Annotated in this window: 15 protein-coding genes, 1 tRNA gene and 1 pseudogene; 2 read left to right on the forward strand and 15 right to left on the reverse strand. The window is 70.1% G+C overall.

The features are described from left to right. Window positions 1-14: 14 nt before the first annotated feature. The 12 genes from prmC to ACFU5K_RS07995 all read right to left on the reverse strand — a co-directional run bounded on the left by prmC (window position 15) and on the right by ACFU5K_RS07995 (window position 14777). Entirely contained in the window at window positions 15-860 is an 846-nt protein-coding gene (gene prmC, locus ACFU5K_RS07940; protein ID WP_384058052.1) for a peptide chain release factor N(5)-glutamine methyltransferase, read from the reverse strand. 45 nt (window positions 861-905) lie between these two features. Further along, entirely contained in the window at window positions 906-1982 is a 1077-nt protein-coding gene (gene prfA / locus ACFU5K_RS07945) for a peptide chain release factor 1 (RefSeq protein WP_327114600.1), read from the reverse strand. Between the two features lie 154 nt (window positions 1983-2136). Beyond that, entirely contained in the window at window positions 2137-2361 is a 225-nt protein-coding gene (rpmE, locus tag ACFU5K_RS07950) for a 50S ribosomal protein L31 (RefSeq protein ID WP_099174467.1), read from the reverse strand. A gap of 181 nt (window positions 2362-2542) precedes the next feature. Further along, complete coding sequence (locus tag ACFU5K_RS07955; RefSeq protein WP_384058055.1) at window positions 2543-3646, reverse strand: LCP family protein; 1104 nt, start codon at window positions 3644-3646, stop codon at window positions 2543-2545. A gap of 185 nt (window positions 3647-3831) precedes the next feature. Then, window positions 3832-5382 (reverse strand): trypsin-like serine protease, encoded by a 1551-nt coding sequence (locus ACFU5K_RS07960; RefSeq protein WP_384058057.1) that lies wholly within the window; start codon window positions 5380-5382, stop codon window positions 3832-3834. Between the two features lie 326 nt (window positions 5383-5708). Further along, window positions 5709-7766, reverse strand: coding sequence for a transcription termination factor Rho (gene rho / locus ACFU5K_RS07965; RefSeq protein WP_384058059.1), 2058 nt, complete (start codon window positions 7764-7766; stop codon window positions 5709-5711). Window positions 7767-8154: 388 nt separating this feature from the next. Continuing rightward, window positions 8155-9072, reverse strand: a complete 918-nt coding sequence (gene thrB / locus ACFU5K_RS07970; RefSeq protein ID WP_384058061.1) for a homoserine kinase — start codon at window positions 9070-9072, stop codon at window positions 8155-8157. A gap of 248 nt (window positions 9073-9320) precedes the next feature. Further along, window positions 9321-10391, reverse strand: coding sequence for a threonine synthase (thrC, locus tag ACFU5K_RS07975; RefSeq protein WP_384058062.1), 1071 nt, complete (start codon window positions 10389-10391; stop codon window positions 9321-9323). A 6-nt stretch (window positions 10392-10397) separates the two neighbouring features. Further along, complete coding sequence (locus ACFU5K_RS07980) at window positions 10398-11699, reverse strand: homoserine dehydrogenase (protein ID WP_384058064.1); 1302 nt, start codon at window positions 11697-11699, stop codon at window positions 10398-10400. A gap of 95 nt (window positions 11700-11794) precedes the next feature. Then, window positions 11795-13186: a diaminopimelate decarboxylase gene (lysA, locus tag ACFU5K_RS07985; RefSeq protein WP_384058066.1), complete on the reverse strand. Its 1392-nt coding sequence runs from the start codon at window positions 13184-13186 to the stop codon at window positions 11795-11797. A gap of 24 nt (window positions 13187-13210) precedes the next feature. Then, window positions 13211-14275, reverse strand: coding sequence for an ArgS-related anticodon-binding protein NrtL (nrtL, locus tag ACFU5K_RS07990; protein ID WP_384058068.1), 1065 nt, complete (start codon window positions 14273-14275; stop codon window positions 13211-13213). Between the two features lie 67 nt (window positions 14276-14342). Further along, window positions 14343-14777, reverse strand: a complete 435-nt coding sequence (locus ACFU5K_RS07995) for a response regulator (protein WP_384058070.1) — start codon at window positions 14775-14777, stop codon at window positions 14343-14345. A gap of 243 nt (window positions 14778-15020) precedes the next feature. On the opposite strand from ACFU5K_RS07995, the gene ACFU5K_RS08000 reads away from it, so the two are divergent. Continuing rightward, window positions 15021-15092 (forward strand) — tRNA-Arg (locus ACFU5K_RS08000). Window positions 15093-15353: 261 nt separating this feature from the next. After that, entirely contained in the window at window positions 15354-16781 is a 1428-nt protein-coding gene (locus tag ACFU5K_RS08005; protein ID WP_384058072.1) for an ATP-binding protein, read from the forward strand. 128 nt (window positions 16782-16909) lie between these two features. On the opposite strand, the gene ACFU5K_RS08010 is transcribed toward ACFU5K_RS08005, so the two are convergent. The 3 genes and pseudogenes from ACFU5K_RS08010 to ACFU5K_RS08020 all read right to left on the reverse strand — a co-directional run bounded on the left by ACFU5K_RS08010 (window position 16910) and on the right by ACFU5K_RS08020 (window position 18898). Beyond that, window positions 16910-17749, reverse strand: a complete 840-nt coding sequence (locus ACFU5K_RS08010) for a MarR family transcriptional regulator (protein WP_384058073.1) — start codon at window positions 17747-17749, stop codon at window positions 16910-16912. 253 nt (window positions 17750-18002) lie between these two features. Continuing rightward, window positions 18003-18287: pseudogene (locus tag ACFU5K_RS08015) on the reverse strand (ATP-binding protein); the annotation flags it as partial. Window positions 18288-18451: 164 nt separating this feature from the next. Beyond that, the gene (locus ACFU5K_RS08020; protein WP_384058075.1) at window positions 18452-18898 is read right to left on the reverse strand and encodes a hypothetical protein; all 447 of its coding nucleotides are present in this window, start codon (window positions 18896-18898) and stop codon (window positions 18452-18454) included. Window positions 18899-18920: the final 22 nt, after the last annotated feature.

Raw genomic sequence — 18920 nt, forward strand, 5'->3', positions numbered from 1 at the left:
GGGTGTCCCCGTGGTCACGGCATGGCCTTGCGGGCCGTCGCGAACCGGGGCCGGTTGTTCAGGTCGGGGTGGTCGGCCGCGTCGGCCCAGCCCCGCTCCTCGGTGAAGATCCACGGCACCTGGCCGCCCTGGGTGTCGGCGTGCTCGATGACGACGAGCCCGCCGGGGCGGAGCAGCCGGTGCGCGGTGCGCTCGATGCCGCGGATGGTGTCGAGTCCGTCCTCACCGGAGAACAGCGCCATCTGCGGGTCGTGGTCGCGGGCCTCGGGCGCCACGTACTCCCACTCGGTGAGCGGGATGTAGGGCGGGTTGGAGATCACCAGGTCGACCTGGCCGTCGAGCTCGGGAAGGGCGCTCAGGGCGTCGCCGCGATGGACGGTGACCCTGGACCCCTCGGCGTTCTTCCGGGTCCATTTCAGGGCGTCCTCGGACAGCTCGACGGCATGCACACGCGAGCGCGGGACCTCCTGCGCCATGGCGAGGGCGATCGCACCCGATCCGGTGCACAGGTCGACGATCAGCGGCTCGACGACATCCATCGCGCGGACGGCGTCTATCGCCCAGCCGACCACCGACTCGGTCTCCGGGCGGGGGACGAAGACCCCGGGGCCGACCTGGAGTTCCAGGTAGCGGAAGAAGGCACGGCCGGTGATGTGCTGCAGCGGTTCGCGGGCCTCGCGGCGGGCGATCGTCTCCCAGTAGCGGGCGTCGAAGTCGGCGTCCGGCACGTTGTGCAGTCCGCCCCGCTTGACCCCGTGCACGAACGCGGCGAGTTCCTCGGCGTCGAATCGCGGTGAGGGGACACCGGCGTCGGCCAGCCGCTGGGTGGCCTGGGCCACCTCGGCGAGCAGCAGGTTCATCGCGGTTCTCCGTACGGGTTCACGAGCGGGGCTGGGCGTTGGCGCTTACGCGGAGGCGAGCTTGGCGGCCGAGTCTGCGTCGACGCAGGCCTGGATGACCGCGTCGAGCTCACCGTCGAGCACCTGGTCCAAGTTGTACGCCTTGAAACCGACGCGGTGGTCCGAGATCCGGTTTTCCGGGAAGTTGTACGTCCTGATCTTCTCGGAGCGGTCCACGGTGCGCACCTGGCTGCGGCGTACGTCGGAGGCCTCCTGCTCGGCGGCCTCCTGGGCGGCGGCGAGCAGCCGGGAGCGCAGGATGCGCATGGCCTGCTCCTTGTTCTGGAGCTGGCTCTTCTCGTTCTGGCAGGAGGCGACGACACCGGTCGGCAGGTGCGTGATGCGCACGGCGGAGTCCGTGGTGTTGACGGACTGACCGCCGGGGCCGGAGGAGCGGTAGACGTCGATACGGAGGTCGTTGGCGTGGATCTCCACGTCGACCTCCTCCGCCTCGGGCGTGACGAGCACACCGGCGGCCGAGGTGTGGATACGGCCCTGCGACTCGGTGGAGGGCACGCGCTGCACGCGGTGCACGCCTCCCTCGTACTTCATCCGCGCCCAGACGCCCTGGCCGGGCTCGGTGGCGCCGTTGCCGCCCTTGGTCTTCACCGCGACCTGGACGTCCTTGTAACCGCCGAGCTCGGACTCGGTGGAGTCGATGATCTCGGTCTTCCACCCGACGCGCTCGGCGTAGCGCAGGTACATGCGCAGCAGATCGCCGGCGAAGAGGGCGGACTCGTCGCCGCCCGCTCCCGCCTTGATCTCCAGCAGCACGTCCTTGTCGTCGCTGGGGTCGCGCGGGACCAGCAGGAGCCGGAGCTTCTCGGTGATCTCTTCGCGCTGCTTCTCCAGGACCTTGACCTCGGCGGCGAAGTCCGGGTCGTCGGCGGCGAATTCGCGGGCGGTCTCGATGTCGTCGCCGGTCTGCTTCCAGGACCGGTACGTGGAGACGATCGGGGTCAGCTCCGCGTAGCGCTTGTTGAGCTTGCGCGCGTTGGCCTGGTCGGCGTGGACCGACGGATCGGCGAGCTTCTTCTCGAGATCGGCGTGTTCGCCGATCAGTTCCTCGACCGCCTCGAACATCTTCGGGCTCCTGGTTTCTGCGTCATACGTCTGCGGGCTGCCTGGACGGCGTGCTGCCGGTGGTGCGCCGCCGGGGCGCACCCGGTGGCACAGCCGGAAAAACGCCGGCCCCGGCGCCCCGTTGGAGGGCGTCGGGAACCGGCGCAGTGGCTCGCTACTTGCTGGCGGAGCCGGCAGCCTTGCCGAAGCGGGCCTCGAAGCGGGCCACGCGGCCGCCGGTGTCGAGGATCTTCTGCTTGCCCGTGTAGAACGGGTGGCACTCGGAGCAGACGTCGGCGCGGATGGCGCCGCCCTCAAGGGTGCTCCGGGTGGTGAACGACGCACCGCAGGTGCAGCTGACCTGCGTCTCGACGTACTCGGGGTGAATGTCGCGCTTCAAGGTGTCTCCTAGGTTCGGGAGGGCACCGGGTCGTTCGCGCGGATTGCGCGTCCGTGAACCGGGGCCGACGTACCAGTCTGCCAGGACCGGCCGTATCTCCCAAAACGAGGACCCGGCCGTGTGTATTCCCCCAACCGTGGGGAACGCTGGGCGACCGCCCGGTGACGGAACGCCGTCGCCGCTAACGCACGACCGTCCCCGCCTCGCCCTTGTCGCCGGCCGACTGGGCCGTCGCGGAGGCCGGGACGGGCCTGTCGTGCTTGAGCGCGTCCCACACCTGCTGTCCGGCCTTCTGCTGGGGAAGCACGCGGTTGGGGTTCTCCGGGTCGTACTCCACGGGCAGCGTGACCATGTCGACGTGCTTCGAGCCGAGGCCCTTGAGCCCGTTGGCGAATCCGGCGAGCTTCTTGACCGACGCCAGTGCCGAGTCGGTGGTGACCGCCTTGGTGGCCGAGTTCGCGAGTCCGAAGAGCGCCCTCGGGTCCGAGAACACGCCGACGCTCTTCGTCCGGTCCATCAGGGCCTTCATGAACGCCTGCTGGAGCTGGATGCGGCCCAGGTCGCTGCCGTCGCCGACGCTGTGGCGGGTGCGGACGAGGCCGAGGGACTGCTCACCGCTCAGAGTGTGGGTGCCGGGCTTCAGCGCGAGGTGGCTGTCGGGGTCGTCGATCGCCTGCGAGGTGGTGATCTTCACGCCACCCAGCTCGTCGATGAGCTTCTTGAACCCGGTGAAGTCGACCTCGACGTAGTGGTCCATGCGGATCCCGGACATCGCCTCGACCGTCTTCACCGCGCAGGCGGGCCCGCCGACCTCGTACGCCGTGTTGAACATCGCGTGGTGCTCCGCGCCCACCTGCCGGCCGCTCGTGTCGCTCGCACAGGCGGGGCGGTCGACGAGGGTGTCCCGCGGGACGGAGACCACACTCGCCGAGGTGTGGCCCTGGTTGACGTGGACGACCATCGCGGTGTCCGACCGCGCGCCGCCCCCGTCCTTGCCGTACTGCGAGTTGGCCCCGGAGCGGGAGTCCGAGCCCAGCACGAGGATGTCCTGGGAGCCGTCGTCCACGTCGTCCGGGCGGTCGGTGCCCAGTGCGGCGTCGATGTCGACGGCTTTGAGATTCCCGTTGAGCGTGAAGTAGGCGTACCCGGCCCCGGACCCTCCGACGACCACCAGGGCGGCGGCGCCCCACAGCGCGACGGTCTTCACACGGCGGCCCTTGGAGGGCTTCTTCCGGCGGCTGCCGGTGCCACGTATTCGGCCGGCGCTCCTGCTCTGCTCGCTCATACGGCTCTCTCTTTCCGTTCCTCGCTGCTGCCCCCTGCCGTCGTGCACGGGCGAGGCCCGTCGTCTCCCGTGGGTGACGACGGGCAGCCAGAAGCGTGGCACAACGAGCGGTGGCCCCCGTCCGAGGACGGGGGCCACCGCGGAAGCGGGTGAGCTGGCCGGTAACCCGGCGCTCACCTGGGGATTCAGCCGACCGTGTAGTAGCTGCCCCAGCCGGTACCGAGCTTCACCTGTGTGGCGAAGATCTCGGATGTGCCCAGACCGGTGCCCTTGAGGAGGTACAGCCCGCCCGCGGTGGAACGTGCCACGAGGTCCGACTTCGCGTCGCCGTTGACGTCACCCGGAGTGACGAGCAGGTCGTACGCGGACCAGTTGCTGCGGACCAGGACCGGGGCCTCGAAGGGCGCGGTGGACTTGCCCGTGCCCTTGGCGAGGTAGAGGTCGTTCGTTCCGCCGCGACGCAGCAGCAGGTCGTTCTTGCCGTCGTACGTGAAGTCGCCGTGCCCGCGGACCTGGTTGTACACCTGGTACCCGGTCGCGGCCTTGACGGCCGTGTTGAACTTCCCGTTGCCGTAGCTCGGGTACACCATCAGGTCACCCGTCGAGGTGACTGCCAGGACGTCGCCCTTGCCGTCGTTGTTCACGTCACCAGGGGCGACGATCGCGCGCACGGTCTTCCAGTTGCTGAACATCTTCGTCCGGGCGTACGTCGAACTGCTTGCCGAACGGTGCAGCCAGTACACGTCGCCGGTGGAGCCCTCACGTGCGATGAGGTCCTCGTAGCCGTCGCGGTTCAGGTCAGTCTGCACGACAAGGTTGTACGCGCTGTAGGAGCCCGCGAAGGTCTTGCGCGCCGCGAGCGCCTCACCAGTGGAGTTGAAGGTGTAGCCGGTGGCGCCGGTGCTCCGGGCGAACAGGTCCGCACGGTGGTCGCCGCTGAAACTGGTGTCGTCGATCCGAGGCTGGATCGAGCGGTAGTACGTCGCGACCTTGGTGTACGCGTCGTACGTCCCGGCGATGTTGCAGGCCTCCGTCTGGCTGGCGGGGCCCCACGAGGTGATGCCGATGACCCGTCCGCTGACGAACATCGGGCTTCCCGAGTCACCGGGGCAGGTGGCCTGCCCCGTGGCGTCGTTGCCGGTGCCGCCCACACCGGCACAGATCATGTGGCCGGGCTTGTAGGCGCCCGGGACATTGACCGCGGTGTCGAGGTTCTCCGAGCACTCGGCGTCGGAGCGCAGCGGCTGCTCGAGGCGCAGCAGTGTGTCCGACAGCGGAGAGTAATCCCAGTCAGAACCGGTCATGCCCCAGCCGTACGTGGTGGCCACGGTGCCCGGGGTGTAGCGGGCGTTGTCGCCGTACGAGGCGGGCTGGGCCGGCGTGTACGGCAGCGGCTTGGAGAGAGTCAGCAGCGCGATGTCGTTGTCTATCGCGTCCGCGTTGTAACTACCCGCGAAGTACGAGCGGGTGATGTCGACCGCGGTTCCCTCGTCGTTCGGACCGCCGGCGAGCTTGGCGGTGCCCGCGAGCACCATGCCGTGCCCGGTCATGTCGAGGGCCTTGCCGTTCTCGTCGGTGACGCAGTGCGCCGCCGTCATCACCTTGTTGGGCGCGACGAGCGTTCCGCCGCAGGTGAAGTAGAAATAGCCGTCGTTGTCGTACTCGAACAGGAGCTGCACCATCCAAGGTGCGCTGCTGAACGCGGTGTTGGTGCCGCCGATTATCTTCGGAGACATGTTCAGAGGGCTGACTACTTTGGCGCCCTTGGGCGGCAGGAAGTGCTCGCCGCCCTCATCGGCCTGGGCGGAGGCCGTCAGGCCGCCGGCCAGAAGTGCCAGCGCGGCGGCTCAGGCAGCTATGTATCTGCTGACTTTTACCACCGGTCTGTCACGTCGCGACATGCGCACACAGATCTCCCGTTGTCAGAACCATTCAGAGTGTGGTGCCGTATGTGGGGGGAGAGTGACGGCAAGTTGAATGGTACATGCAGAAAACCGCCCCGTCACCGAAGTAACGAGGCGGAATTCACGCAGAGTTGACCTGCGTTCGATCAGAGACGAATTCAGTCGTTGCCGTTGCCCGGCGTCGTCTTCTGGATCTGAAGCAGGAATTCCGCATTGGACTGCGTCTTCTTCATACGGTCCAGCAGGAGCTCGATGGCCTGCTGCTGGTCGAGCGCGTGGAGAACCCGGCGCAGCTTCCAGACCACGGCCAACTCGTCGCTGCCGAGAAGGATTTCTTCCTTACGGGTGCTGGACGCGTCGACGTCCACCGCCGGGAAGATTCGCTTGTCCGAGAGCTTCCGGTCGAGCTTGAGCTCCATGTTGCCGGTGCCCTTGAACTCCTCGAAGATCACCTCGTCCATGCGCGAGCCGGTCTCGACGAGCGCGGTGGCCAGGATGGTCAGCGAGCCGCCGTCCTCGATGTTCCGCGCGGCACCGAAGAAGCGCTTCGGCGGGTAGAGCGCGGTCGAGTCGACACCACCGGACAGGATGCGGCCGGAGGCCGGCGCCGCCAGGTTGTAGGCGCGGCCCAGACGGGTGATCGAGTCCAGCAGGACCACGACGTCGTGGCCCAGCTCCACCAGGCGCTTCGCGCGCTCGATGGCGAGCTCGGCGACCGTGGTGTGGTCCTCGGCGGGGCGGTCGAAGGTCGAGGAGATGACCTCGCCCTTCACCGACCGCTGCATGTCGGTGACCTCTTCCGGACGCTCGTCGACCAGGACGACCATCAGGTGGCACTCGGGGCTGTTGACCGTGATCGCGTTGGCGATGGCCTGCAGGATCATCGTCTTACCGGTCTTCGGCGGGGCCACGATCAGGCCTCGCTGGCCCTTGCCGATCGGGGCGACCATGTCGATGATCCGGGTGGTCAGGACGTTGGAGTCGGTCTCCAGGCGGAGCCGGTCCTGCGGGTACAGCGGCGTCAGCTTCTGGAACTCGGGACGGCCGCGGCCGCTCTCGGGCGCCATGCCGTTGACGGAGTCGAGGCGGACCAGCGCGTTGAACTTCTCGCGCCGCTCGCCGTCCTTGGGCTGGCGCACCGCACCGGTGACGTGGTCACCCTTGCGCAGGCCGTTCTTGCGGACCTGTGCGAGCGAGACGTACACGTCGTTCGGGCCCGGCAGGTAACCGGAGGTCCGGATGAACGCGTAGTTGTCGAGGATGTCGAGGATGCCCGCGACGGGGATCAGGACGTCGTCGTCGGCGACCTGCACGTCGGTCGCGAACTCGTCGCGTCCACGACGGCCACGGCGGTCGCGGTAGCGTCCACGGCGGCCGCGTCGGCCGCCCTCGTCGTCGTAACCGTCGTCCTGCTGGCCGCCGCCACCCTGCTGGCCCTGGCCCTGGCCCTGGCCCTGCCCCTGGCTCTGGCCGCCGCCCTGCTGGCCCTGACGGCGTCCGCCGCCCTGCTGGCCCTGGTCGTCGCCCTTGCCACGCCGGTCGCGCTGGCGGTCCCGGCGGTCACCGCGGTCCTGGCGGTCACCACGCCGGCCGTCCTGGCGGTCGCCCCGGCGGCCCTCGGCGGTGTCCGCCGCCGACTCCGCCTTCGCGTCGTGCTTCGTCTCGCCACGCTCGTCGGCGCGGTCCTGGCGGCCCTCGCCCTTCGGCTCGGCCTGCGTCTCCGACCTGGCCTCGGCCTTGGTCTCGGGGCTGCCCGCCTGCGCGGTGGCACGGCGGCGGCGGCGCTCGCCCGTGGGCTGCTGCTGCTGGTCGTCGCTGGCCGGCTGGCCGGGGATGTCGATCTGCTGCTGGGCCGCTGCCTTGTCGGCGGCGGGCGCGGCGGCGGACTCGTCACCCGTACGCGTCTTGGACGTGGCACGCCGCTTGGGCTTGGTGCCGGCGTCCGCGTCGGCGGATGCCTTGGAGGCGGGCGCGGAGGAGCCTCCTGCCTGCGCCTCCTTGATGACCTCGATCAGCTGGCTCTTGCGCATCCGCGCAGTTCCCCTGATGCCGAGGCCTGACGCGACCTGCTGCAGCTCGGCCAGGACCATGCCATCGAGGCCGGTGCCGGAGCGGCGGCGCCGTGCGGTGGTGCCAGAGGCAGCACCTTCGGCGGGCACGGAGCTGTCGACGCTCTTGTCGGCAGTCACGCCCATCAGATCGGTGGTGTCGCTCACGAAGGGTCCTTCCCTGGAGCGGACGTCGGCCTTCTGGCTCGGCGACCGGTTGTGCTGTCCGACTGCGGTCTGTTGATCATGTCGATCGCGGACCGTGCCGGGGCGGTGGTCCGCCGGGTACGGCGGAGAGACGAATGTGCGGGGTTCCGGCGCGAGATCCCCCTGCTCGGCCCACTCCTGGACGAGCAAGAGGGTGTCGTGCCGGTTCCGGAGCGTGCTCGAAAGCTCAGGCAGGATGCTCAGGCAGTCGGGGAGGCTCTCGGAAGAGTGGTGGTCCCGGAAGGGGACACGAAGCAACGCGCCACGAAGACGTCGATTGCTGACTTGAGGTTAACACTACCGGCTCCAACAAACATTCCCCCTCTCATGCACCGGCAATCACGTGTGTTTACGCGGCGAGCGGCAGCACACTCGCACCCGTGGCGTCCAGATCGAGCCGGTTCGCCGCCCAGCCCTCACCGGCGAGCCGGGCGACCTTGTCGGCGGCACCCGCCTCGGTCAGTGCGAGCACGGTCGGTCCCGCACCGGAGATCACCGCCGGTACGCCGTCGGAGCGCAGCCGGTTCACCAGTTCCACGCTCTGCGGCATCGCGGGGCCCCGGTATTCCTGGTGGATCCGGTCCTCGGTAGCGGCGAGCAGCAGTTCGGGGCGGCGGGTCAGGGCCTCGACGAGGAGGGCCGCTCGGCCGGCGTTGGCAGCGGCGTCCACATGGGGGACGGTGCGCGGCAGCAGGCCCCGGGCGGTCTCGGTGAGCACGGGCGTGGCCGGTACGAAGACCACCGGGACGACGGAGTCGGCCGCGTCCATCCGGATGGCCCTGGCGGAGCCGCCGTCCATCCAGGCGAGGGTGAATCCGCCCAGGAGACACGCTGCGACGTTGTCGGGGTGGCCCTCGATCTCGGTCGCCAGCTCCAGCAGGGCGGCGTCATCGAGACGGGTCTCACCTCCCGTGGTCACGGCTCGGGCCGCGACGATCCCGGCGCAGATGGCGGCGGACGAGGAGCCGAGGCCGCGGCCGTGCGGGATGCGGTTGGCACATACGATCTCCAGGCCGTGCGGCTGCCCGCCGAGCAGGTCGAACGCGGTGCGCAGGGAGCGTACGAGCAGGTGGTTCTCGTCGCGGGGAAGCGTCTCGGCGCCCTCACCCGCGATGTCGATGTGCAGCCCGGAGTCGGCGACCCGGACGACGACGTCGTCGTAGAGCCCCAGCGAGAGGCCCAGGGCGTCGAAGCCCGGGCCCAGGTTGGCGCTGGTTGCGGGGACGCGCACCCGGACGGCGGCGGCTCGGAACGCGGGACCGGCCATCGGTTGGACGACTCTTCCTGTACGGCGGCGGGGATGTTGTGCGGGGTGGTACGACGTGCATGGGGTGCCGTGGTGCGAGGGGTGGGGCCCGGCAGTCACGACGGCCGCAGCACCGCGGCGCGAGCGGCGGGGCGGGTTGGGTACAGCCTATCCAAGGAAGGTTCCGTGGCGACATAGGGCGCACAGGAGGCGCACGATGCGTGTCGCACGCCTCCTATGCGCTCTCCGCCGGGAGGGCGGTCGAGCTGCTACGCGAGGCCCAGCTTCTCGGCCGCGGTCACCGCGTCGACCGGGACCGTGACCGGCTGGGGGGCGCCCGCGACGGCCCAGTCGGGGTCCTTGAGGCCGTTGCCGGTGACGGTACAGACGATCTTCTGGCCCGGGTCGACCTTGCCCTCTTCGGCCGCCTTGAGGAGACCGGCCACGGATGCGGCCGACGCGGGCTCCACGAAGACACCCTCCTGGGACGCCAGCAGGCGGTAAGCAGACAGGATCTGACGGTCCGTCACGTCGTCGATGAAGCCGCCCGACTCGTCGCGCGCGTCCAGCGCGAACTGCCAGGACGCCGGGTTGCCGATGCGGATCGCGGTGGCGATGGTGGCGGGGTCCTTCACGATCTCACCGCGCACGATGGGGGCGGAACCGGAGGCCTGGAAGCCCCACATGCGCGGGGTGTGCGTGGAGATCGCGTCCTTCGAGTACTCCTTGTACCCCCTCCAGTAGGCCGTGATGTTGCCCGCGTTGCCCACCGGCAGGACGTGGATGTCCGGGGCGTCGCCCAGCGCGTCGACGATCTCGAACGCCGCGGTCTTCTGGCCCTCGATGCGGACCGGGTTGACCGAATTGACCAGGGCCACCGGATAGTTGTCGGAGAGGCTGCGGGCCAGGGTCAGGCAGTCGTCGAAGTTGCCGTCGACCTGGAGGATCTTCGCGCCATGGACGAGGGCCTGGCCCATCTTGCCGAGCGCGATCTTGCCCTGCGGCACGAGGACCGCGCAGACCATGCCCGCACGCACGGCGTAGGCCGCGGCGGAGGCGGAGGTGTTGCCCGTGGAGGCGCAGATGACCGCCTGCGCGCCCTCCTCCTTCGCCCGGGTGATCGCCATCGTCATGCCGCGGTCCTTGAACGACCCGGTGGGGTTGGCGCCCTCGACCTTGAGATGCACCTCGCAGCCGGTGCGCTCGGAGAGGACCTGCGCCGGGACGAGCGGCGTGCCGCCCTCACGGAGTGTGACGACCGGCGTCGTGCTCGTGACCGGAAGACGGTCCCGGTACTCCTCGATGATGCCGCGCCACTGGTGGGTGCCCTTGCTGGTCATGGGTCCTTACTCCCCTTCAACACGCATGATGCTGGCGACACCGCGCACGGTGTCCAGCTTGCGCAGCGCCTCGACGGTCCCGGAGAGGGCGGCGTCGGGCGCGCGGTGGGTGACGACGACGAGGGATGCCTCGCCGCTGCCGTCCTGTCGGACTTGCTGGCGGACCGTATCGATGGATACGTCCTGTTCGGCGAAGACCGTCGCGACCTGGGCGAGTACGCCAGGCTTGTCGGCCACGTCGAGACTGATGTGGTAGCGCGTGACCACGTCGCCCATGGGACTGACCGGCAGACGCGTGTACGCGGACTCACCGGGGCCGGTGGTGGCCCCGATGATGTTGCGGCAGACGGCGACCAGGTCGCCCAGGACCGCGGACGCGGTCGGGGAGCCGCCTGCGCCGGGGCCGTAGAACATCAACTGCCCGGCGGCCTCCGCCTCGACGAAGACCGCGTTGTACGCCTCGCGCACGGAGGCCAGCGGGTGGCTGAGCGGGATCATCGCGGGGTGCACGCGGGCGGTCACGGACCTGCCGTCGGCCGCGCGCTCGCAGATGGCGAGGAGTTTGACGGTGCAGCCCATGCGGCGGGCGGAGGCGATGTCGGCCGCGGTGACCTCGGTGATGCCCTCACGGTGCACCTCACCGATCTTCACCCGGGTGTGGAAGGCGATCCCCGCGAGGATGGCGGCCTTCGCGGCGGCGTCGAAGCCCTCGACGTCGGCGGTGGGGTCGGCCTCCGCGTACCCGAGGGCGGTGGCCTCGTCGAGCGCCTCGGAGTAGCCGGCTCCGCTGGTGTCCATCTTGTCGAGGATGAAGTTGGTCGTGCCGTTGACGATGCCGAGCACCCGGTTGACCTTGTCACCGGCGAGGGACTCACGTAGCGGGCGTACGAGCGGGATGGCACCCGCCACGGCCGCCTCGTAGTAGAGGTCCCTGCCGTGCCTCGCGGCTGCGGCGTGGAGCGCGGAGCCGTCCTCCGCGAGCAGTGCCTTGTTGGCCGAGACGACGCCCGCGCCGTGCTCGAAGGCGGTCGTGATGAGCGTGCGGGCGGGCTCGATGCCCCCGATGACCTCGATGACGACGTCGATGTCGCCCCGTTTGACCAGGGCGGTCGCATCGGTGGTGATCAGAGCGGGGTCGATGCCCTCCCGTACCTTGGAGGGCCGGCGGACGGCGACACCGGCGAGCTCCACCGGCGCGCCGATGCGGGCGGCGAGGTCGTCGGCGTGCGTCGCCATGATGCGCGCCACCTCTGAGCCGACCACTCCGCAGCCCAGCAGCGCCACCTTCAGCGGACGCGTACGCATCATCCGACCTCGTTTCTCATACTTCTGATGTGTGGACCAGTCTCACTCACCGGACGGGGGTTTCTGCCACCCGTCCGGATTTTGAGATGCGAATTTCATCAGCCGACATCAAGGCGCAGGAGATCTTCCTCCGTCTCGCGGCGGACGATGACCCTCGCCTCTCCGTCACGCACAGCGACGACGGGCGGGCGGAGTGCGTGGTTGTAGTTGCTCGCCATGGCACGGCAGTAGGCGCCGGTGGCGGGCACCGCGATCAGGTCCCCGGGGGCGAGGTCGGACGGCAGGAACGCGTCCTTGACCACGATGTCGCCGCTCTCGCAGTGCTTGCCGACCACGCGTACGAGCATGGGTTCGGCGTCGGAGGTCCGCGACACGAGTGCGACGCTGTACTCGGCGTCGTACAGCGCGGTGCGGATGTTGTCCGACATCCCGCCGTCCACGCTCACGTACGTCCGCAGGCCTTCGAGCGGTTTGATGGTGCCGACCTCGTACAGCGTGAACGCCGTGGGGCCGACGATCGCCCGGCCCGGCTCGACGGAGATGCGCGGGGTGCGCAGCCCGGCCGACTCGCACTCCCGGGTCACGATGTCGCCGAGCGCCTTGGCGATCTCGTGCGGCTCGCGGGGGTCGTCGTCGGAGGTGTAGGCGATGCCGAGGCCGCCGCCGAGGTCGATCTCGGGGAGTTCGACGCCGTGCTCGTCACGGATCTCGGCGAGGAGCTGCACGACGCGGCGCGCGGAGACCTCGAAGCCGGCCATGTCGAAGATCTGCGAGCCGATGTGCGAGTGGACGCCCATGAGCTCCAGCCCGTCCAGGGTGAGAGCCCTACGGACGGCTTCGGCGGCCTGTCCGCCGGCCAGCGCGATGCCGAACTTCTGGTCCTCGTGCGCGGTGGCGATGAACTCGTGGGTGTGCGCCTCGACGCCGACCGTCACCCGGATCTGCACCCGCTGGCGGGTGCCGAGCCGCTGGGCGATGTGCGCGACCCGGACGATCTCCTGGAAGGAGTCGAGCACGATCCGCCCGACGCCCGCCTCGACGGCCCGCTCGATATCGGCGACCGTCTTGTTGTTGCCGTGGAAGGCGATGCGCTCCGCGGGCATCCCGGCGTCCAGTGCGGTGGTGAGTTCGCCGCCGGAGCACACGTCCAGGTTCAGCCCCTCCTCCGTGAGCCAGCGCACCACGGCGCGGGACAGGAACGCCTTCCCGGCGTAGAACACGTCCGCGTCGGCCCCGAAGGCGTCGGACCAGGCACGGCAGCGGGCGCGGAAGTCGGCCTCGTCGAGGAAGTAGGCGGGGGTACCGAACTCCTCGGCCAGGCGGGCGACTTCGATTCCGCCGACGGTGAGGGCGCCGTCCGCGTCGCGGGTGACCGTCCGGGACCAGACCTTCTCGTCCAGGATGTTCAGGTCGGTGGCCGGCGCGGAGTAGTGACCCTCGGGGAGGACGTCGGCGTGGCGGGGTCCGGCGGGGTGTGCGGATCGGCTCATCGTGGTGCTCTGCTCTCTCGGTTCTCAGAGGTGTTCGGGGGCGCTGATGCCGAGCAGGGACAGGCCGCCTGCGAGCACCGTCCCGGCGGCTTCGGCAAGGGCCAGCCGGGAGCGGTGGGCGACCGAGGGTTTCTCGTCGCCGACGGGGAGCGGTGGGCAGGCCTCGTGGAAGTCGAAGAAGGCGTGGGCCACCGTCTCGAGTTGCCGGGCGAGCCGTTCGGGTGCCTGGTGGCGGGCGGCGGCGGCGAGGACACCGGGGTGGTCGGCGATCGTGGTGTGCAGCGCGGGCGCGTCGACGTCCTCCTCGTACGCAACGCTGAGACCGAGCCGCTCCGCACCCCTGGTGAGCGCGCGGGCGCGCGCGTGGGCGTAGCGGACGACGAAGAGCGGATTCGCCTCACCCTGCACGAGGAGGTCGTCGCCGAGGGGCGCGCGGTCGTGTCCGGCGGGCCTCAGCAGGCCCCAGAGGGTGGCGTCGGCGCCGAGCCGTCCCAGCAGCTCCGCGGCCGTGGCCCCGGCGGGAACGGGCCGGGTCTCCCTCAGCGGGAAGGGAGGCCGCCCGTACGCGTCGACCTGGACGCCGAGACGCGCCCAGTCGGGGTCGGGCGCCTCCTCGCAGGTGGTCCGCACCGGGGCGCCCTGCGCCCGCAGCAGCTTCCGCACCGCACCGGCCACGACCGCCGCTCGTACCTCGCGCCGGTGGTGGAGCTGGTGGGTCTCCCCCGCGCACGCGCTACCCCACCCGTAGCGGAGCCCTTGCTCCAGCACCTGGCGTACGCGTGCGGAGCGGGCGTCCGCGTCGGCGGAGCCCTCGAGCGTGAAGTTCAGGAATCCGGGCCCGGTGATCTCGACCCGTCCGATGCCGGGAGCGCCTGCGATCCGGGCCCTCAGCAGCGCGGCGACCTCGCGCGCCGGGAGGGCGGCCGGACCCGAGAGCTGGAGGGCGACGGCGCACGCGTAGTCGCCGCTGCCGCCCGGTCGGGTCCGCTCGACCCGCACGTGGGTAGGTGCGGGGGCTCGCAGGACGTCCTCGTCGACCGCGCGGCGCACAGCGCGCAGCACGGTTCGGGAGAGATCTGCGGGGGTCACGGGTCCAGCGTATGGGAGGAAGGGGGGCACTTCGCCAACCGGTTTCGCCATGCGGGCAGCGACCCGGTCAGCCCGCCGCGCTACCGGCCGTCCCCGCGTCGCGCCTGTCGTCGACGGGTGTGGAATCCTCCCGGTTCGCGAGGCGGCGCACCATGCGCACCAGCTCGCTCGGCTCGAACGGTTTCGCCAGGAAGGCGTCGACCCCGGCGGCCACACCGGAGTCCACCTCGTAGGGGGTGCAGGCACTCACCACGGCGACGGGCAGGTGTCCAGTCCTGGGGTCGGCGCGAAGCCGGGCGGCGGTCTGGATGCCGTCGAGCCGGGGCATCATCACGTCGAGGGTGATGACATCGGGGCAGAACTCGTGCACCAGGTCCAGGCACTCGACGCCGTCGGCCGCGGTCACGACCTCGAAGCCCTCCAGCTCGAGATTGACCCTGATCAGTTGCCGGATGACCTTGTTGTCGTCCACAACAAGCACGCGGCCGTACGCCCCTGACACCCTTCGAGGGTAGGTGGGGCGGAGCGCTGCGTCCGGGTTTTGCCCACTTCCGCCCGCGCGCGGGTGGCCGGAACCCCTCCGTCCGTCGCCCTCGTACACCTTCGGCCGGGCCGCCGCACCCCGCCCTGTGGCTGTCCGGCCGTACGGCCCCCACCGTGTGCCCGCGACGCGGAAATACCCGTTCCCGGACACCCGGTCGGAGCTGGTAGGGTTTCACTCGTCGCCGCCGAGAGCAGCGACATCGCCCCCGTAGCTCAGGGGATAGAGCATCGGCCTCCGGAGCCGGGTGCGCAGGTTCGAATCCTGCCGGGGGCACTTCGCAGGAAGTGCCGAAAAGACCTTCTGATCAGTGGGAACACTGGACAGGGGGTCTTTTTCATGTCTGCCGGGCCGCAAGTGGGGTGAAGCCGCTCTGCGCGCGCACCAGGCCGGAAATCCCGAGCTGTACGAGGTCGGCGATGTCCGGTGCACAGTGCGCGGCGCACCGACGCAAAAGCGTCAGGAAGAGAACAAGGGCATTACTATCATTGATGTTAGTAACCAAAATGTTCGTGTCTTACGTCACTGGGGCTGCACATGGCGGATTTCGTGGGCCGGCAGGCCGAGCTGGCCACGCTGGAGCGTGAACTGGGCAAGGTCACGGCCGGGGCGGGCGGGGAGCGGCCCGGCCGGTGCGTGATGCTTCGGGGCCGCCGCCGTGTGGGCAAGTCCAGGCTGGTCGAGCGCTTCGCCGAACACTCCGGCGCACCGTTCCTCTTCTACGCCGCGACCGGGGCATCGCCGGAGGCAGATCTCCAACGACTGGCCCGCGATGCCGACGCTTCGACCCTGCCGCTGGCGGGGCTGCTGTCCGGAGCCAGGCCGGCGAGCTGGGACGCGGCATTCGATGTGCTGGCGGCGACCCTGCCCCATGACCGGGCGAGCGTGGTCGTCCTGGACGAACTGCCGTACCTGATGGATCCGGACGGCGCCTTCGAGGGCGTGCTGCAACGAGCCTGGGACCGGGTGCTGGAGACCAAGCCGGTACTCCTTGTCCTCATCGGGTCCGATCTGTCGATGATGGAGGCACTGAACAGTTACGGCCGCCCGTTCCACCAGCGCGGCCGCGAGATGGTGCTCGGACCCCTGAACCCGGCGGAAGTGGGCCGGATGCTCGGCCTGGACGCCGCATCGGCCTTCGACGCCACGCTGGTCACCGGCGGGCTGCCGCTCATCTGCACGGAGTGGACGCACGGAGCGGGCCTGTGGGACTTCCTCGGGGAGGCCCTCAGCGATCCCGTGTCCGCTCTGCTGGTCTCGGCGGAGCGATCGCTCGCTGCGGAATTCCCCAAGGAGTTGCAGGCCCGTGCGGTGCTGTCCGCGATCGGCAGTGGCGAGCGGACGTTCTCCAACATCGCCCGCGCGGCCGGCGGTCTGTCCGGCGCCTCCCTGCAACGGTCCCTGGCCGCCCTCACGGAGAAGCGGATGGTCGCCGCCGAACTGCCGCTGTCCACCCGGCCGTCGAAGGACCGCCGCTACCGGGTCGCCGACCCGTATCTGCGCTTCTGGCTGAAACTGCTCGGCCCGGCGCTCCCGGAGATCGAGCGAGGCCGGGGGGATCTGACCCTGGCGCGCATCAGGGAGAACTGGACGAGCTGGCGCGGACGGGCCGTCGAGCCTCTGGTCCGGGAGGCCTTGGCCCGCCTGCTGCCGGACGCCGGCCTTCCGGCCGCGCCGGCGATCGGTGGCTACTGGACACGTACGAACGACGTGGAAATCGACATCGTGGGGGCGGACAGGGCTCCGGTCGCCAAGGAGCTGCTGTTCGTCGGCTCGGTGAAATGGCGGGAGAACTCCCCCTTCGACCGCCACGACCTGGCCGCACTGCACCGCCACCGAGCGGCGTTGACGTCGGAACCGGTGCCGGTGGTCGCTGTGTCACGCAGCGGGACCGACTGCGGGGCGCTGGACGCGGCGTATGGGCCTGCGGAGTTGCTGAAGGCCTGGGGCGGCGTCACGGAGTGACCGTACAGCCCGCTGAGCGTCTAACTCGGAGGACTGCGGCTGGTCGTCGTCTCGGGTCGGGGACGGGCCATCACGGTGACGCCGGGGCCGGACTCCACAGCCTCCGCCCGAGCTGTGCGCGGGGCCGCTCAGGGGCTGAGCATCAGGTTGCGGAGGCTGGCGACGAGGGCTGCGACGTCTCGTTCGCCCTGTTCGGGGGCCGCCGTGTCGCGCGATTCCGGCTTCTGGTGCGCAGTGCGGCAGGGCTTGCACAGGCCGTCCGGGAGCGCTTCCGCCGGGCCGGGGCGGCCGCATTCGGTGCACTCGACCAGGAGACCGCGCACGGGAGTGCCGGGCAGACCCGGTGCCGGTGCGGTTGCCGCAGGGAGGCGGGGTGGCATCTTGTCGGTGAGGCGGCGGCGAACCAGGCCGATGGGTGATTCGACCTGCTCGGGAAGTCCGGCGGTGAGCGCCGACGTCAGGTAGTCGGCGCTGACGCCGCGCGCGAACCAGGCAGCGGCGAGGGGCTCCAGCGCAGCGCAGTCGGCGGCGGAGAGTGCCAGGCGCGGTTCGCGGCGGCCGAGTTCCGCGAGGGCGCGGTAGGCGGGGGACGGTGTGGCTGAATCCGGTCGTGTGTCCGCCCCCGGCTCGTCCTTGGGCGCCGGGGGCGTTGGCCGGTTCGGGACGGGTCGCGCTGTGATTCCAGGCTCCGCAGTGCGCTGCTGGGGTACGACTGCTGGCTCGGCGGTGTGCACGGGCGCCTGCTCCGGGTCTGTGGCCGCCTCGCCGGCGAGCTGGACGGTCCACCACTCGTTGTCATGGGCGGTGCGTGACCAGTAGGTGAGGGTCACCCACCGGCACTGACCGGCCCCTTCCACCCGGCACCGCACACGCCGCAGATGTCCGGCCACGGCGAGAGCGCGCAGGGCTGTACCGATGGCCATCTGGCCGTACAGGGGCAGGTCCTTGGCCAGCGACTTGATGTCCATGGCGGCGCCGTCGGGCAGGTGGTCGATCGTCGTCGTCGGCGGAGAACAGATCGGGCCAGCTGTAGAGGTAGGCGAGCTTCTGCGCGATGCGCAGCATGTGGGCGACGTACTGGGCCAGATCGGCCGGCACCGTGGCGGGCAGGGCGAGGACTCCAGGAAGGCCGGCAGCCGCGGAGACCGCGCTCACCTTGGCGGTCTCATAGCGAATGGAGGCGTCGGCCACCTTCTCCAGAACATCAAGAGGGATACCCGCCTCGGAGACCTCGATGCGCAGGGTCCGGCCGAGGAGCCGGACGGCCAGCTCGAAGTCCCGGCCGGGGACGCGGCCGTGCGTGACGGCGTTGGCCGCGAGTTCGGCGACCAGCACGGCGACGGAGTCGGACGCCTCGCTGCCGTGCGGCACGCCCCACTCGTCGAGCTGGTGCAGTGCGAGCCGACGGGCGAGCCGGGCGCCGCGCGGGGTGGAGCTGAAGCGTTGGGCGAACACGTTCGCGGTGAACGGAGCATGGCGGCGGACCGGGGTGGGCGGTGGTGTCATGTGCCCAATCCGGCGGCACGTCGGGACCGTGCACCAGCAGTGAACCGCGTACTCCATGTCAGCGTACGCACACGCACCGTGGGAGTACTGGGGGTGATGCAGCCGAGCTGCGCTCACCACGCGGGGGCAGGCCGTCGGCGCGGCTGACCGAGGATCTCGTCGGATCAGATAAGGGGATCCGCGCGGAAGTCGAAGTACTTTTCGCCGCCCACCAGGACAGAGGTGAAGTACATGAGCCGCCCGTCGCTGTCGCGGGGCATCTCCTGTGACGTCTGACGGGTGAATCCGAGGGAGACACCAGGGATGACAGGGTTCTCGGTCTGCGCGTCCTCGATGGTCCAGCCGCGAGCGGCCGCGTGCTCGAGGATCTGCCGGGCGGGTGTCGTGAAGATGTCTTCCCCGTCCAGGAGCACGCGTGTCGACGACCACCTCCCCTCACCCGGCCACCACAGCTCGATCGCGGTGACCCGGTCCTCCTCCTCCAGGAGGACCTGGAACGCCACCTCGTCCAATGTGGAACTCACGGTGACCAACGGCGAGTGCGGCCGGGGCCCGACGACCCGCGGCTCGCCCCATTCGGAAACCGCCGCCACGGCTTCGTCGAACGTCATGCCCAACCGTACGGGTGCGACT

Source organism: Streptomyces sp. NPDC057428 (genome assembly GCF_042803195.1).
In the GTDB taxonomy this organism is placed as follows: domain Bacteria; phylum Actinomycetota; class Actinomycetes; order Streptomycetales; family Streptomycetaceae; genus Streptomyces.